Here is a 15,677-nt window from a genome sequence, read left to right as displayed (position 1 = left end):
GCCTCTTACCATGCAGAGCCGGGACCATCACATCAGTCACCGCTACGATCAGGAGCTGGAAGCCCTTCGGGACGATGTCCTGAACATGGGCAGCAAGGTGGAGGAGCAGATCGAGAATGCGGTGCGGGCCCTCACGGAAGGATCCGAGGAGACCGCCGAAGGCGCCATCCGCGAGGACCACGCCGTCAACGCCATGGAGGTGGCCGCGGACGAGAAGGCCGTTTCCCTGCTCGCGCGGCGGACCCCCGCGGCCCGCGATCTGCGCTTCGTCATGACGGCCATCAAGACCATCACCGACCTGGAGCGCATGGGCGACGAGGCGGAAAAAATCGCCCGCATGGCCAAGCACCTGAGCGGGCGGAAACCGCTGAAGCGCAATCTGGCCATTCCCTCCATGTCGGAGGCGGTGCGCAACCAGACCCGCCAGGCGCTGGACGCTTTGGCCGCCATGGACGCGGAGGCCGCCCTGCGCATCCACCAGGAGGATGCCAAGATCGACGAGATGTTCGAGGGCATCTTCCGCGAGCTCCTCACCTACATGATGGAGGACTCGCGCAACATCTCGGCCACCATCGACATCCTGTTCGTGGCCAAGGCCCTGGAGCGCATCGGCGATCACTCCAAGAACATCACCGAGTACGTCATCTACATGGTCCACGGCAAGGACGTCCGGCATACGGACGTGAACCACCTCGATCTGGAGGAGGGCGAAGGCTAGTCCGGCCCTCCTGCCACGAGCGAAGAAGGCCCTCCCTGCACGGGAGGGCCTTCCTTTTCCCGGCGCCGGAAAGCCTTCCCCGGCGGATCCGCCAGGGCACTCCGGCGCCTTGGCCCGCTAGCTCCGACCGGCCTCCCACTCCAGAATCGGCGGGTGGCAGATCATCTGCACGGTGTTGCCGTCCGGGTCGTAGCAGTAGAAGCTGCGCGCGCCGTCCCGGTGGGTGCGTGGCTCGGTCTTCATGCGGACCCCGTGGCCGCCGAGGAAGGCGTACCAGGCATCCACCGCCTCGAAGTCGGGCAGAAAGAAGCCGAGGTGGTCCAGGTGCTGCGCGTGGGGGTCGTCGAAGGCCGCGGGCGGCGCGCCCACCCGGTGCAGCGCCAGGTTGTCGGGCCCCGAGCTGAGGTACACGTTGTCGTCGTCCGGCCGCCACTCCACGGCCATGCCCAGCAGGGCGCCGTAGAAGTGCTCGCACTCCTCGAACGCCCGTACGAACAGGGCGAGGTGGCGCATTCCCAGGGTGCTCGCGGGGCGTTCGCGGGGCTCGTCTTCGGCCATGGTTCGGGAGCTCCTTAGGCTGGATGGGGTCGTGCCTACGGGCCTTGGCAGGCCCCGGCCATTGGGCTTCAATGGCAATGATACCGGCCGCCCGGCGCCGGGTCACCGCCGAGGATGCGTCCTATGCTATCCGGCCTCACGGCCAACTCCGTGGAGCCCACTCCCGCCGCGCCCGGGCAGCCCTTTTCCATCCGCCATGCCGCGGTCCGGGGCCGTACCCGCTTCGCCATTCCCGCCCTGCACCGGAATCCCGGGCTCGGCACCCGGCTCGAGGAGGAAATGGGCCGGCTTTCCGGCATCCACAGCGTACGCGCCAGCTCCCGCACCGGGTCCCTGCTGGCGCACCACACCCCGGATCTGACCCGGTCCGCCCTCCAGGACGTGCTGGGCTCGCTCCTCGCGGAGGCCGTCCCCGACACCGGCACGGAGCGGGGCGGTGCCACAGCGGACAAAGCCGACGCCGCCGGAGATGGCGGCACCCCGGGCCCGGGGACCACCCCCTGGCACAGCCACGCCCCGCAGCAGGCGGCCCGCCTCCTGGAAACCTCCCCGCATACCGGTTTGTCCCCGGAAACCGCCGAAGCCCGCCTCCGGGAGGAAGGGCCCAACCGGCTCGGAGAAGACCGTCCCCGGAGCGTGCGCGAGATCCTCCTGGACCAGGTCCTCAACGTTCCCGTGGGCTTGCTCGTCGGGTCGGCGGGCATATCCGTGGCCACCGGCGGGGTCCTGGACGCGGCGGTCATCCTGGCGGTGGTGGGAGTCAACGCGGCCATCGGCTACGCCACCGAGCGGCAGTCGGAGCGGACCATCCGCAGCCTGACCCGAGCGGCCCCGCAGCAGGCCACCGTGCTCCGCGGCGGCCGGCGCCGGCATCTCGACGCGGAGGACCTGGTCAGCGGCGACCTCCTGGAGATTTCCCCCGGGACCACCGTCCCTGCGGATGTCCGCCTGGTCCGGAGCCACCGCCTGAGCGTGGACGAATCCAGTCTTACCGGCGAGAGCCTGCCCGTGGAGAAGGAGGCCGCCCATCGGACCTCGCCCGACACGCCCTTGGGAGAGCGCCGGAACATGGCCTACATGGGCACGCTGGTCACCGGCGGGAGTGGCCGCGGTTTCGTCGTCGGCAAGGGAGCGGGGAGCGAGATCGGTCGGATCCAGGCCATGCTGGGCACGGCACGCTCCCCGGCAACGCCCATGCAGCGGCAGCTCGATATGCTGGGCAAGCGGCTGGTGCTTATCAGCGCGGCGGCCTGCGCAGCGGTGTTCCTGCTCGGGCTGCTGCGGAGCCAGAGCCTGCTGACCATGCTGAAATCCACCATCTCCCTGGCCGTGGCCGCCGTTCCGGAGGGACTGCCCACGGTGGCCACCACCACCCTGGCCATGGGGATCCGGGACATGCGCCGGCACCAGGTGGCCGTGCGCCGGATCGGCGCCGTGGAGACCCTGGGCTCCGTGCAGGTCTTCTGCCTCGACAAGACCGGCACCCTCACCCTGAACAAGATGAGCCTGGTGCAGGCTACCGCCGGCGAGTCCCGCTTCACCATGGAAGAAGGGCGCCTCCAGGTGGGGGGTGCCCCCGCCGAATCCGCGGCCCATCCGGAGCTGACGGCCCTGCTGGAAACCGCCGCCCTGTGCAGCGAGGCGGAAATCGCGGCCTCCGGGCAGGCGGCGGACTTCACCGGCTCCCCCACGGAGACCGCGCTACTGGAGGCCGCCCGCGACGCGGGCATCGGGGTGGGGCGGCTGCGCAGGCGCCACCCGCTTGCCACCATCCACCACCGAGCCGAGGGACGCCCCTACATGACCACCATCCATGAGCCCCCGGAAGGGGGTCAGGTGGTGCTGGTCAAGGGCAGCCCGGCTTCCGTGCTGGAGCGCTGCACCCGCTTTCGCGCCAACGGCGAGGCCTATCCGCTGGACGAGGGACACCGGCGCCGCATCCTGGGGGACAACGAGGCCATGGCCGGTGACGGCCTCCGGGTCCTCGGGCTGGCCGCCCGGAAGGTTGCCCCCGGAGTGGACCACCGCGGCGGGCGCGACCTGGAATGGCTGGGCCTGGTAGGCCTGGCCGATCCCATCCGGCCGGGGATGCGGGAGGTGATCCAGCAGTTCCACCGGGCGGGGATCGAGACCATCATGATCACGGGCGATCAGACCGCCACCGCCTACGCCATCGGCAAGCGGCTGGGGCTGGCCGGCGGGGACAGCCTGGAGATCCTGGATTCCACGCGCCTGGAGAAGATGGACCCCGAGGTGCTGCGCGGCGTGGTTCCCCATGTCCACGTCTTCAGCCGGGTGAGCCCGGCCCACAAGCTGCAGATCGTCGAGGCCCTACAGCACGCGGGTCGCGTGGTGGCCATGACCGGGGACGGCGTGAACGACGGTCCCGCCCTCAAGGCCGCGGACATCGGTGTGGCCATGGGGCGCAGCGGTACGCAGGTGGCGCGCTCCGTGGCCGACGTAGTGCTGGAGGACGACGAGCTGGCCACCATGGGCACGGCCATCGGCCGGGGGCGCACCATTTACGGCAACATCCAGAAGGCGGTCCATTTCCTACTGGCCACCAACTTCAGCGAGATCGCCGTGATGCTGTCGGGTACGCTCTTCACCGGCAGCCAGATCCTGACGCCCATGCAGCTTCTCTGGATCAACCTGGTAACCGATATCTTCCCGGGCCTGGCCCTCTCCCTGGAGCCGGAGGAGGTGGACGTCCTCGACCGTTCACCGCGCGACCCCGAGGAGCCCATCATCCCGTCACGGACCATGCGCCGCACCGCCCTGGAGACCGCCACCCTGACCGCCGGCAGCCTGGGCGTTTACGCCCTGAGCCGCTGGCGCTACGGGCCGGGTACGGCGGCGGGCAGCCACGCCTTCACGGCCCTGACCCTGGGCCAGCTCCTCCACGCGGTGAGCACCCGCTCGGAGCAGCGCGTGCTGTGGGGAAGCCCCCGCAGGCACAACCCCCATCTCGCCTGGGCGCTGGGCGGCGCGGCCGGGGCCCAGCTTCTGGCAAGCGGCGTCCCGGCCCTCCGCGGCCTGTTGGGCACCACCGCCATGGGCTGGCGGGACGGTCTGGCCGTGGCTGCCGGGGCCGGGCTCCCCCTCCTGATAAACGAGGCCACCAAGCCGGCGGCTCCCTACGAGCCCCCTGGGGAGGACGCGTCATGAGAACGGACTTCGTCTTCACTTCGGAATCGGTCACCGGAGGCCATCCCGACAAGCTCTGCGATTGGATCAGCGATGCGGTGGTGGACCGCTTCCTGGAGCGGGACCCTTTCACGCGCGTCATCGCCGAGGCCGCCGTGGCCACCGGCGTGGTATTCATCGCCGCCCGCTTCGTCTCCCGCGCCTCGGTGGACATCCCGGAAGTAACCCGCTCCGTCATCGACCGCGCCGGCTACCGCGATCCTGATTTCAATCCGCGCGACTGCACCATCCTCACCCGCTTCCGGGAGCTGCCGGGAGGGGAATATTCCCGCGTGGACGAGGAATCCCTGTCGGACGAGGCACTCGACCGGCTTCCCGCGGGCAATCAGGTCAACGTGTTCGGCTTCGCCTGCCGGCAGACCGAGAGCTTCCTGCCCCTGCCCATCTGGGTGGGCCACCGCCTGGCCTCCCGGCTCGCCGGGGCGCGCCATTCCAGCCCGGGCCTGGGACTGTACCCGGACGGCAAGATCCAGGTGGGCGTGGAGTACCGCGACCGCCGCCCGGTGCGGATCCACAGCGTCAGCCTCATCGCCGCCCAGCGTCAGGCCGATCACCCCAGCCCCGCCGCGCTCCACGAAGCCCTCACCGAGGAGGTGGTGCGCCCCGTGCTTGCCGATTCGGGGCTGACCGACGACAGCCATACGAATATCTACGTCAACCCTGCAGGCCCCTTCATCGGCGGCGGACCGGCCGCCCATTCCGGCATGACCGGACGCAAGAACGCCATCGACACCTACGGGGAGTATTCGCGCCACAGCGGGGCGGCCCTCTCCGGGAAGGATCCGTCACGGATCGACCGGATCGGCGCCTACGCCGCCCGGCATGCCGCCAAGAACGTGGTGGCGGCGGGCCTGGCCGGCGAATGCGAGGTGCAGCTCAGCTATACAGTGGGCCTCTCGCGGCCGGTCAGCATCCAGGTGGAAACCTTCGGCACCGGGCGCCTGGAGGACGGCGAGATCGCCCGCCGTCTGGAAGCGGTCCTGGATTTCCGACCCGGAGGCATCCTGCGCCGCTTCGGCCTGCGCCACCTGCCGCAGGCCCGGGCCGGAGACTTCTTCCAGGAGCTGGCGGTATACGGCCACATGGGCCGCCCGGAATTGGAGCTACCCTGGGAGGAGATCGAGGAAGCCGAGGCGCTCCGGTGAAGCCCCGGTTTCGTCGCGCGGGCTCACGACCGAAGAAAGAGCTGCGCCCAGGAAGCAAATACGCACAAACACGTGTAGCGTAGCGATATGGGGAAGAGGAAGGGTCAGCCCGGTACGGGCTCCTGCTTCAGGAGGTCGCGGGCATACCACAGGAGGGTGATGGCCGGGGCCATGACCTGGCCCTGCAGGGTCTGGCGGGCGGCCAATGCCAGTAGAACCAGGAAGAGGGCGGCGCGGAGATCCACCTCCCCGCGACTGGCGCTGTTCAGCCGCGCATCGATGCCGCGCAGGCGCGCCAGGACCTCGTCCATGGACGCGGAAGGCTGCTCCTGCGGCGCCAGGCGGAAACGGCCCTCCGCCTCGGCCCGGGCCGCCAGCGTATCCAGGGCGGATTCGGCGTGGCGGATGAGCACTCCGCCCGTACGGGGATCGGCGCGCACCGACTCCACGGCCTCGAGCGCACCCAGCCATTCCTCCAGCGCGGCGAAATAGGCGGCGTCCCCGCGCATGTCCGGAATGCGCAGGCGAGCACGCCGGGGGAGCCGGTGCCGAATCTGAGCGCGCGGCGTCATCCCTGCTCCGGATCAGCCGGGGAGGAGCCGCCGCCCTCCGCCTGGGCTTGGTCCGTACCCGGCTCCTCTTCGGGAGGGTGCCCTTGATGACGATCCGCCTCCAGCTCCGCCTGGGCCTCGGCCACCAGGTCCTCGAAGACCTCACCCATCTCCGCCAGGGTCTCGCGACCCTTGTCATAGAAGATGATCCCGGATTTTATGGCCGCCCGGGCGACGGGGCGTCCGAAGCCGGAGAGCGCCGAGGCGGCCACCGGCGCCACGAGGGCGGTGCCCAGCCCAATGGCCAGGCCCTTGGCCGTGCCGGAATTGAACAGGTCATCCGTGAGCGCCATGGCTTCCTCTCCAATCGGCCCGCCGATGCAGGCCTCGGGTCATTTGGTCAGGGATACCAGCCAGACCAGGAGCCTGGCCACGTTCAGGTCCGGGAACAGCGTACACAGGGCCTCGCCCAGGGACTCGGCGGCCTGCTCGGTAAGGAGCGCGCGGCGATCGTAGGTAAGCAGGACGCTTCCGGTAACGGTGCTGACCTCGGTGGGCTGGATACCCTGGACGCCTTCCAGGATGGACTGCACCCAGTCGGCGGTTTCCGGGCTGCCCTTTATGTCCTCCATCCGCAGGCGGACCCGCCCCGGCATGAAGTGGGTCACCCTGACAGTGTCGATATCCATGTCGAAAACCGCACTCCTCACGACCCGGGCCCTGGAAACGGCCCTACAGTCCTTTGTACCCCCCATCCCCGTAGGCGACAAGGCAGGGCGCTCCGGGACTTGAGCCATCCCCGGCGCCCCCTGTCCTGGCCGCCTCGGGGACGCTAGAGGTGCTACCCATGCAAATCCGTCTCCTTTTCCTGATAGCCGCATTCCTGCTGGGCTACTACATCGGCCGGCACATGGAGCGTGCCAGTCCCGTGCGGGACCACCTGAAGCGGTTTGAAAAGGGCCCTACCGATTCGGAGCATGCCACCGAAGAGGCTTTCCGCCCCGCCGATGGGCCGCAGCCCTAGGCGCCGCCAGGATGGGCTGGGAAGACATCCGTATGGATCTTTTCCCGCCCGGCGGAGTTACCTTGATAGTAAGATGGGGACTGGTAAGCACTGGCGAGGGCCGCAATGGGATTGTCCAATAAAACGGCGGCGACGCGGGAGGCAGGGCTCTACCCCATCCGCACCGTGGCCTCCATGACCGGCGTGAAGCCGGTAACACTGCGCGCCTGGGAGCGGCGCTACGGCCTGCTGCGTCCACGCCGCACCCCGAAGGGCCACCGCATGTACTCGCGGGCGGACGTGGAGCGTATCCAGACCATCCTCGAGCTGCTCGAGGAGGGCATTCCCATCGGCCAGATCCGGACGGTTCTGGATCTTCCCGGGGCGCGCTTCCCGGAGGACCCCGAATCCGTGGAAGCCGGCGGCTGGATCGGCTTCCGGAATCGCCTCCTGGAATCCATCTCCGGTTTCGAGGAGGGCGCGCTGGAATCCGTGCACAACGAGGCCCTCGCGCTGTACCCGGCCGAGGTGGTCAACCGGTACCTGGTCCAGCCGATCCTGGAGGACCTGGCGGAACGCCGCGTGAGCATGCCGGAGCGAGAAGGGGAGCTTTTCTTCTTCCTCGCCTACCTGCGCAACAAGCTGGGAGAGCGCTACCTGCATCAGCGCGCCCAGAGCGCGGGCCCCCGGCTCATGCTCGCCGGACTGCCGGAATCCGACAGCGAGCTGGACCTCATGAGCTTCGCCCTGATCGTTCAGGACGGCGGCTACCGGCCCGTGCTCATGGGGACCAACGTCCCGACGGAGGCCCTGGTGGGCGCGACGGACCGCGCCCGCGCCGGGGGCTTGGTCTTGTTCAGTGGCCCCGCCCCGCCGCCCGGATTGATCGAAGAGGAGGGCCCCTGGCTCGCCGAACGGGTTCGGGTGCCCCTGTACCTGAGCGGCCGGAACGCGCGCCGGCGCCTGCAGGGACAGTCCTGGGGGCGCGCCCTGCCGCCGGATCCACGGGAGGCCCTGACGGTGCTCGATGCGGACCTGAAACGCGCCTCCTAGCCGCTCCCGGCTTACCACTGGGCACCAGGAAGCGCACCCCGACACCGCAAGGGCTCGCCGGTTCACCGAACCGAGCCCCCCGGAGCGGGGGAGCCTCCGCGGTACTTTTCCCCCAAGAAGATTCCGAAGTTTGGGCGAAACGGGCCGAAACGCGTTATCCTATCCCGTTTCCCGGGCCCGAGAACCCGCAACACCCATCGTGACGGATAGACCTTCGTGATCGAGAATCTGCGCAACATCGCCATCATCGCCCACGTTGACCACGGCAAGACCACCCTCGTGGACCGCCTACTGCAGCAGTCCGGCACCCTTGACGAGCGGGCCCCCGAGGCCGAGCGCATCATGGACAGCACGGACCTGGAGAAGGAACGGGGCATCACCATCCTCTCCAAGAACACGGCCATCGACTGGGAGGGCTACCGCATCAACATCGTGGACACCCCCGGCCACGCCGACTTCGGCGGCGAGGTGGAACGGGTGCTGTCCATGGTGGACTCGGTGCTCTTGCTGGTGGACGCGGTGGATGGGCCCATGCCCCAGACTCGCTTCGTAACCGAGAAGGCCCTGGCCCGGGGGCTGCAGCCCATCGTCGTGGTGAACAAGGTGGACCGCCCCGGATCGCGGCCCGACTGGGTGGTGGACCAGACCTTCGATCTGTTCGACAACCTGGGCGCAAGCGACGACCAGCTGGACTTCCCGGTGGTCTACTGCTCGGCGCTGGAGGGCTACGCCTCCGAGAGCTCGGAGGCCCGCGAGGGCGACATGAGCCCACTGTTCCAGGCCATCGTGGACAACGTGGCCGTGCCCGACGTGGATCCCGACGCCCCCTTCCAGCTCCAGGTGAGCGCCCTGGACTACAACAAGTTCACCGGCGTCATCGGCGTGGGCCGGGTGACACGCGGCACCGCCCGCAAGAACCAGCAGGTCTCCATCATCGATCGCCACGGCGAGACCCGCAGCGGCAAGATCAGCCAGGTGTTCGGCTTCCGCGGCCTGGAAAAGATCGAGGTGGAGGAGGCCTCCGCCGGCGATATCATCTCCTTCACGGGCATCGACCCGCTGAGCATCTCCGACACCCTCTGCGATCCGTCCGAGGTGGAGCCGCTTCCGGCACTCACCGTGGACGAGCCCACGGTGTCCATGAACTTCCTTGTGAACAAGTCGCCCTTCGCCGGCCGCGAGGGCAAATACGTCACCAGCCGCCAGATCAAGGACCGGTTGGATCAGGAGCTGGTGCACAACGTCGCCCTCCGCGTGGAGCAGACCGAGGACGCGGAGAAGTTCCGGGTCTCCGGCCGCGGCGAGCTGCACCTGGCCACGCTCATCGAGACCATGCGCCGCGAGGGCTACGAGCTGGCGGTTTCCCGGCCAGAGGTGGTAATCCGCGAGATCGAGGGCGCCAAGGAGGAGCCCTACGAGCATCTAACCGTGGATGTGCCCGAGGACCATCAGGGCACGGTTATGGAGAAGGTCGGCGAGCGCGGCGGCGAGCTCAAGGACATGGCGCCCGACGGCAAGGGCCGGGTGCGGCTGGACTACGAGATCCCGGCCCGCGGCCTGATCGGCTTCCGAAGCGAGTTCCTCACCGCCACCTCCGGTGAAGGCCTCATGTTCCACGTCTTCGATCACTACGGCGCGGTGAAGCCCGGCGACTACGGCCGACGGGTGAACGGCGTGCTCATCAGCATGAGCACGGGCAAGACCGTGGAATACGCCCTGTTCAACCTGCAGGACCGCGGCGCCATGTTCGTCGGCCCCGGCGAGGACTGCTACGAGGGTCAGATCGTCGGCCGCCACGTGCGCGACAACGACCTCACCGTGAACCCCTTCAAGGGCAAGCAGCTCACCAACGTCCGGGCCGCCGGGTCCGATGAGAACGTCATCCTGGTGCCGCCGGAGAAGCCCTCACTGGAGGAGGCCCTGGAGTTCATCGACGACGATGAGCTGGTGGAGGTGACCCCGGAGTCCATCCGGCTGCGCAAGAAGCTGCTCACCGAGACCGAGCGCAAGAAGGCCGGTCGCGCCGGCTGAGCCCTACCACCCCCGGAATGGACGGCGTGCCTTCGCGCCGTCCGGACTCCGGGACACGCTTCCTTGCCGTTCGGACCCTTCCACCTCCACATCCCCGTCCATTGCGAAGCATCGCGGTGCCCACTTGGCCCCATCCGCCGAGTGGCGGGGCCGGTGCATCTTCTCAAGGGCAGCCGACCGGGATCGAGGGCACTTCTCGGCGTTTGGCCCGGCATGCTCCCCCGGACTTGTAGCGCGGCCCCAGAGCGCCGATGCAGGCATCCGGGGCCCAACCGCTGGTTTTTCGATACGAAGCGACGGGGAGGAATGCGGCTAAGGAGGGGCGAAAAAACGCCCCGCCCGGAAGGGCGGGGCGCGGAACCGAATACGGGGGAACCTATTCGGCGACCACGTTGGTGGCCTTGGGGCCCTTGGGGCCGGTCTCGCTCTCGAAGGAGACGTTCTGGCCCTCGGCCAGGGTCCGGAACCCGTCGCCCTGGATGGCGGAATAGTGGACGAACACGTCGTCGCCGCCGTCCTCGGGGGCAATGAACCCGAAGCCCTTGGCGTCGTTGAACCACTTAACAGTACCGCTACGCATGAGACACCTCGACAGATTAAGCGAAAAGAAAGTGCTCTTCAGTGCTGCCCTTGTCCAGGACCAGCGGGCGGCGGACCCCAAGGACCTCCGGCCCCGATGCACGACCGAGCACCACACCTTCTTGCGAGTGTAAACCCCTTTCTCCCGGCAGCCAAACCCCCCGAAACGCGAGAAAAGCGGTGCCACGGGAAGACATGCGCCCGGATACCGGGCGCGCCAGGGTGATTGCGGCCCGCATTGGGGATATCCCCTAGTCACTATCCCGGACACGCCGGGAAGCCATGGTCCGCTCCGACGCACCTCCGGACATCCATCCGGTACCATGGACGCAAAAAAGCCCCGCCGAATCGGCGGGGCTTCAACGTTGTCTGAGCCGGGGGACTTACTGGCCGACGACGTTGGTGGCCTTGGGGCCCTTGGGGCCGGTCTCGCTCTCGAAGGAGACGTTCTGGCCCTCGGCCAGGGTCCGGAACCCGTCGCCCTGGATGGCGGAATAGTGGACGAACACGTCGTCGCCGCCGTCCTCGGGGGCGATGAACCCGAAGCCCTTGGCGTCGTTGAACCACTTAACAGTACCGCTACGCATGAGACACCTCGACAGATTAAGCGAAAAGAAAGTGCTCTTCAGTGCTGTCCTTGTCCAGGACCAGCGGGCGGCGGACCCCAAGGACCTCCAACCCGGACGCACGTCCAAACACGATACCTGAATTTAGTGTACGCCTCCTGAGGCACACCGCCAACTCTCTTTACTTTGTTTAAAAGAGGGATATATGGGTGCGAGGAGTCAATTCTCCCGGATCTCCGAAGCCAGGCCTTTCCCTTCTGTATGCCGCCAGACACCTCCGGCAGGCTATAGAAGACAAAACGCAAAACGGCAACGGCATTCCCCAGGGGGCAGCGCACAAAAAAGCCCCGCCGGGTCGGCGGGGCCTTAACGTTGTCTGAGCCGGGGGACTTACTGGCCGACGACGTTAGTGGCCTTGGGGCCTTTGGGGCCGGTCTCGCTCTCGAAGGAGACGTTCTGGCCCTCGGCCAGGGTCCGGAATCCGTCGCCCTGGATGGCGGAGTAGTGGACGAACACGTCGTCACCACCGTCCTCGGGGGCGATGAACCCGAAACCCTTGGCATCGTTAAACCACTTCACATTACCACTACGCATTAGACACCTCGACAAAAAAAACGAAAAGATGACCCCTAGGCGCAATTCAGGAATACGGCGCACTACGTGCGAAAACCAGAAATCCCCCGTCGCCTCGGAGTAAGACTACACCTCCCGAGTGTACGCTTCTTACATTGTTCTGCAATAGCTTTTTTGCGGATGGAGAAAAGCCGTAGGGGCATCACGAAATAATAGGAAGCGCGCCGGAAGGACAGACCGAAGACAGCAGGGCCCCGCCGGTGAGCGGGGCCCTGCTGAACGTGCTGCGGGGGAGCTTATTCGACCACTACACGAGTCGCCTTGGGGCCCTTGGGGCCGGTCTCGCTCTCGAAGGAGACGTGCTGGCCCTCGGCCAGGGACTTGAAGCCTTCGGCCTGAACGGCGGAGTAATGGACGAACACGTCGTCGCCGCCGTCCTCGGGGGCGATGAACCCGAAGCCCTTGGCGTCGTTGAACCACTTCACGGTACCGGTACGCATCTACAACCTCTACAGAAAGAAAATACCGACGCGGGCCCCCGACGGGCCCTTGCGCCTCACCCGGCCCTTCCGGGCTAACGACATTTAGAAGCCGAATCGGCGCGTTGGTTCCCTAATCGAGAAAATCCGCGGGCAGGAGACGGTCCGGCAGGGCCCAGGCGGGGACCCGGGCGGTGGCCTCGCGCAGGCCCCGGTCCAGGGCCTGGTAGGCGGGCTCCATCCGTCCCACCAGTTCCCAGAAGGCGGGCGAATGGTTCAGGTGAACGGTATGGGCAAGCTCGTGGAGGAAAAGGTAGCGCACCAGCTCCGGCTCCAGGAACAGCAGGTTCCGGTTCAGGCTGACGGCCCCCTTGGCGGAACAGCTTCCCCATCGGGTGGCCTGGCAGCGGATGGTTACCCGGGCTGGGCGCAGTCCATGGGGCTCCGCCACCTCCTGCAGCCACCCCGGCAGATGGCTCTTGGCGGTGCGGTGGAGCCAAGTGCAGAGCGCCGAGCGCGCCGCCGCCCGATCCGGGGCGTGCACTCGGAGCCCGTCCCCGTTCCGCTCCCGGACCCGAGACTTCCCATCGCCGGACTCCGCGTATTCCACGGACCAGCCGCGCCCCAGGGCGGCCAGATGGATTCGCTCCGGCAACCCCGCATGCAGGTCCGGCCGCTCCGCCTGCCGACTCCGGACCCGTTTCAGGGCACGCTCCAGCCATTCCCGGTTGGCCGCAACCAGCGCGTCCGCCTCCCGGCGGGACACCCCCTTGGGTATCACCACCTCCACGCGCCCCGCTGGGGAGACGCTCAGGCGGGCCCGCTTGGCCCGCTGGCTTACCCGCACCGTGTATTCGGGCTGCTCCCCCATGCGATCCCCTGCGCCGGGAGTCAGTGCTCGCGCGTGGCGCGGAACTCGATATCGGGCCAGCGCTCCATGGCGAGGTCGAGGTTGATCTTGGTGGGGGCGAGGTAGGCCAGATCACCGCCGCCGTCCCGGGCCAGGTTTTCCTCCACCCGGCTCTCGAACTGCTCCAGCTTGCGGGGGTCGTCGCTTTCCACCCAGCGGGCGGTGGAGACGTTCACCCCCTCGAAGCGGGCATCCACGCCGTACTCGTCCTTGAGCCGGGCGGCCACCACGTCGAACTGGAGCTGGCCCACGGCACCCAAAATCAGGTCGTTGTTGATCAAGGGCCGGAAGAGCTGGGTGGCCCCCTCCTCGGTGAGCTGCTCCAGGCCCTTGTTCAGCGCCTTGTTCTTCATGGGATCGTTCAGGACCACGCGGCGGAACAGCTCCGGGGCGAAGTTGGGGATGCCCGTGAACTTGAGCTTCTCGCCCTCGCTGAAGGTGTCGCCGATGCGGATGGTGCCGTGATTGGGCAGGCCGACGATGTCGCCGGGATAGGCCTCTTCCACGCCCTCGCGGTCACTCGCCAGGAAGATCAGCGGATTGGAGACCTTCTGGTCCTTGCCGGTGCGTACCTGGTGGACCTTCATGCCCTTGCGGAAGACCCCCGAGCAGACGCGCATGAAGGCGATGCGGTCGCGGTGGTTCGGATCCATGTTCGCCTGGATCTTGAACACGAAGCCGGTGAGCTTTTCCTCGGCGGGGTCCACCGTGCGCCCCTCCCCCTCGGCCGGATCGGCGTCCTTACCGGACGCCACCGTCGCGGGACGGGCAAGCGGCGGCGGGGCGTGCGCCACGAACTCGTCGAGCAGCTCTTCCACCCCGAAGTTGTTGATGGCCGAGCCGAAGAACACCGGCGTGAGCTCGCCGCGCCGGTAGGCCTCGGCGTCGAACTCATGGCTGGCGGCACCCACCAGCTCCACCTCGTCGCGCAGCTCGGCGGCCTGGTCGCCCAGCACTTCGTCGAGGCGCGGATTGTCCAGGCCCTCGATGATCTCGCCCTCGGTGACCCGCTCGGTACCGGCGGGGAACAGGTGCACCCGGTCCTGGAGCAGGTGGAACACCCCCTTGAAGCGCTGGCCCATGCCGATGGGCCAGGTCACCGGGGCGCAGCGGATGCCGAGCACCTCCTCCACCTCGTCCATGAGCTCCACCGGATCGCGGCCCTCGCGGTCCAGCTTGTTCATGAAGGTCATGATGGGCGTGGCGCGCAGGCGGCACACCTCCATGAGCTTCTTGGTGCGCTCCTCCACGCCCTTGGCGGCGTCGATCACCATGAGGGCGGAGTCCACCGCGGTGAGGGTACGGTAGGTATCCTCGGAGAAGTCGCCGTGGCCCGGGGTATCGAGCAGGTTGACGATGCGCTCCCGGTAGGGGAACTGCATGACCGTGGAGGTCACAGAGATGCCGCGGTCCTTCTCCATGGCCATCCAGTCGGAGGTGGCATGGCGCTCGGCCTTGCGCCCCTTGACCGTGCCGGCGAGCTGAATCGCGCCCCCGTAGAGCAGGAGCTTCTCGGTCAGGGTGGTCTTGCCCGCGTCGGGGTGGGAGATGATAGCGAAGGTGCGGCGGCGATCGACTTCTTTGGTGATGTCCGTCATTGGGATCTTGGGTCGGCGTCCGGAGAAATGGGAAGGCTGGTGTTCTGCCTCCGCGGCTCCCCGGCCCGCGGCGCAACGCGGGAGCGCGAGGAACAGCCCCGGAAGTATAAACGACACCGGCCGGGCATGTCCCGGCCGTTCCCCACGGCACTCCGACCTCCGCCGCCCGCCCCGGTTTCCCGGCCGACTTCCCGCGCTAGCCCAGGAAGCGGCGCAGGAAGGTGAAGGCCATCTCCTCACGGCCGAGCAGGGCAAGCAGGGCATCCTCCGAGCGGCGGGGCTGACGCGGACGGCGGGCGATGGTCATGGAACGCTCCTTCATGTAAATGAGAACAATTTACATTTACAGTAAAGGATGCGGCGCGCCGGGGCAAGCCGTATCAGAACAGCCACTCCAGGAGCCAAAGGCAGGCCATCCCCCCGGCCAGGGTCAGGAGCATGTTGCGGGTGCGCCAGGCGAGCAGAGCAGCCGCCAGCGCCGCCACCGGGCGCCAGTTCTCCGGCGGCACGGCCGCCGCCTCCGAGGGGCGGAGCACGGCGGGCGCCACCAGTGCGGCCAGCACCGCCGCGGGCACATAGTGCAGGGCCCGCCGCAGGATCGTCGGAATCACCAGCCGGTCGGAGAGATGAATGAAGGACAGGCGCTCGAGGAAGGTGCCGAGGCCGATTACCAGGATGATCAGGGCCAGAGTGCCGCTCGCCATGG

General features: G+C 67.9%; 17 protein-coding genes. 6 read left to right on the top strand and 11 right to left on the bottom strand.

Going from position 1 to position 15,677, the window contains the following annotated elements; translation table 11 throughout:
* The first annotated feature begins 10 nt into the window (after positions 1-10).
* Positions 11-718 carry a phosphate signaling complex protein PhoU gene (gene phoU / locus ACERLL_RS01995; RefSeq protein WP_373654383.1) on the top strand — a complete coding sequence of 236 codons (708 nt, stop codon included), beginning with the start codon at positions 11-13 and terminating at the stop codon, positions 716-718.
* Between the two features lie 117 nt (positions 719-835).
* Here the strand turns inward: phoU and ACERLL_RS01990 are convergent, their stop codons facing one another.
* Positions 836-1,276, bottom strand: coding sequence for a VOC family protein (locus tag ACERLL_RS01990; protein ID WP_373654382.1), 441 nt, complete (start codon positions 1,274-1,276; stop codon positions 836-838).
* Positions 1,277-1,399: 123 nt separating this feature from the next.
* On the opposite strand from ACERLL_RS01990, the gene ACERLL_RS01985 reads away from it, so the two are divergent.
* Positions 1,400-4,444, top strand: coding sequence for a cation-translocating P-type ATPase (locus ACERLL_RS01985; protein ID WP_373654381.1), 3,045 nt, complete (start codon positions 1,400-1,402; stop codon positions 4,442-4,444).
* Positions 4,441-5,628, top strand: a complete 1,188-nt coding sequence (gene metK, locus ACERLL_RS01980) for a methionine adenosyltransferase (protein WP_373654380.1) — start codon at positions 4,441-4,443, stop codon at positions 5,626-5,628. Before ACERLL_RS01985 ends, metK begins: the two co-directional genes overlap by 4 nt.
* A 104-nt stretch (positions 5,629-5,732) precedes the next feature.
* Here the strand turns inward: metK and ACERLL_RS01975 are convergent, their stop codons facing one another.
* From ACERLL_RS01975 to ACERLL_RS01965, 3 genes are read right to left on the bottom strand one after another with little or no spacing between them, the layout of a single operon-like run.
* The gene (locus tag ACERLL_RS01975) at positions 5,733-6,200 is read right to left on the bottom strand and encodes an HMA2 domain-containing protein (protein ID WP_373654379.1); all 468 of its coding nucleotides are present in this window, start codon (positions 6,198-6,200) and stop codon (positions 5,733-5,735) included.
* Positions 6,197-6,532, bottom strand: a complete 336-nt coding sequence (locus tag ACERLL_RS01970) for a DUF5132 domain-containing protein (RefSeq protein ID WP_373654378.1) — start codon at positions 6,530-6,532, stop codon at positions 6,197-6,199. The genes ACERLL_RS01975 and ACERLL_RS01970 overlap by 4 nt, the downstream gene beginning before the upstream one ends.
* A 39-nt stretch (positions 6,533-6,571) precedes the next feature.
* Positions 6,572-6,868, bottom strand: coding sequence for an HMA2 domain-containing protein (locus ACERLL_RS01965; RefSeq protein WP_373654377.1), 297 nt, complete (start codon positions 6,866-6,868; stop codon positions 6,572-6,574).
* Between the two features lie 158 nt (positions 6,869-7,026).
* On the opposite strand from ACERLL_RS01965, the gene ACERLL_RS01960 reads away from it, so the two are divergent.
* The 3 genes from ACERLL_RS01960 (at position 7,027) to typA (ending at position 10,266) form a co-directional block, all read left to right on the top strand.
* The gene (locus ACERLL_RS01960; RefSeq protein WP_373654376.1) at positions 7,027-7,203 is read left to right on the top strand and encodes a hypothetical protein; all 177 of its coding nucleotides are present in this window, start codon (positions 7,027-7,029) and stop codon (positions 7,201-7,203) included.
* Between the two features lie 105 nt (positions 7,204-7,308).
* A complete protein-coding gene (locus ACERLL_RS01955) occupies positions 7,309-8,235 on the top strand; it encodes a MerR family transcriptional regulator (protein ID WP_373654375.1) in 927 nt (308 codons plus the stop codon).
* A 216-nt stretch (positions 8,236-8,451) separates the two neighbouring features.
* Positions 8,452-10,266: a translational GTPase TypA gene (typA, locus tag ACERLL_RS01950; RefSeq protein ID WP_373654374.1), complete on the top strand. Its 1,815-nt coding sequence runs from the start codon at positions 8,452-8,454 to the stop codon at positions 10,264-10,266.
* 376 nt (positions 10,267-10,642) lie between these two features.
* On the opposite strand, the gene ACERLL_RS01945 is transcribed toward typA, so the two are convergent.
* The 7 genes from ACERLL_RS01945 to ACERLL_RS01915 form a co-directional block, all read right to left on the bottom strand.
* Entirely contained in the window at positions 10,643-10,846 is a 204-nt protein-coding gene (locus ACERLL_RS01945) for a cold-shock protein (protein WP_373654373.1), read from the bottom strand.
* Positions 10,847-11,228: 382 nt separating this feature from the next.
* Positions 11,229-11,432 (bottom strand): cold-shock protein, encoded by a 204-nt coding sequence (locus ACERLL_RS01940; RefSeq protein WP_373654372.1) that lies wholly within the window; start codon positions 11,430-11,432, stop codon positions 11,229-11,231.
* Between the two features lie 369 nt (positions 11,433-11,801).
* The gene (locus ACERLL_RS01935; protein ID WP_373654371.1) at positions 11,802-12,005 is read right to left on the bottom strand and encodes a cold-shock protein; all 204 of its coding nucleotides are present in this window, start codon (positions 12,003-12,005) and stop codon (positions 11,802-11,804) included.
* A 275-nt stretch (positions 12,006-12,280) separates the two neighbouring features.
* Positions 12,281-12,484: a cold-shock protein gene (locus ACERLL_RS01930; protein WP_373654370.1), complete on the bottom strand. Its 204-nt coding sequence runs from the start codon at positions 12,482-12,484 to the stop codon at positions 12,281-12,283.
* A gap of 112 nt (positions 12,485-12,596) precedes the next feature.
* Positions 12,597-13,334 carry a M48 family metallopeptidase gene (locus ACERLL_RS01925; protein WP_373654369.1) on the bottom strand — a complete coding sequence of 246 codons (738 nt, stop codon included), beginning with the start codon at positions 13,332-13,334 and terminating at the stop codon, positions 12,597-12,599.
* A 20-nt stretch (positions 13,335-13,354) separates the two neighbouring features.
* On the bottom strand, positions 13,355-14,971 hold the full coding sequence (locus ACERLL_RS01920; protein WP_373654368.1) for a peptide chain release factor 3: 1,617 nt from the start codon (positions 14,969-14,971) through the stop codon (positions 13,355-13,357).
* Between the two features lie 380 nt (positions 14,972-15,351).
* Positions 15,352-15,675 (bottom strand): AzlD domain-containing protein, encoded by a 324-nt coding sequence (locus tag ACERLL_RS01915; protein WP_373654367.1) that lies wholly within the window; start codon positions 15,673-15,675, stop codon positions 15,352-15,354.
* Positions 15,676-15,677 lie beyond the last annotated feature (2 nt).

This window comes from Thiohalorhabdus sp. Cl-TMA (assembly GCF_041821045.1).
Taxonomy (GTDB): Bacteria; Pseudomonadota; Gammaproteobacteria; order Thiohalorhabdales; family Thiohalorhabdaceae; genus Thiohalorhabdus; species Thiohalorhabdus methylotropha.
This window is presented reverse-complemented; position numbering and strand designations above follow the sequence as displayed.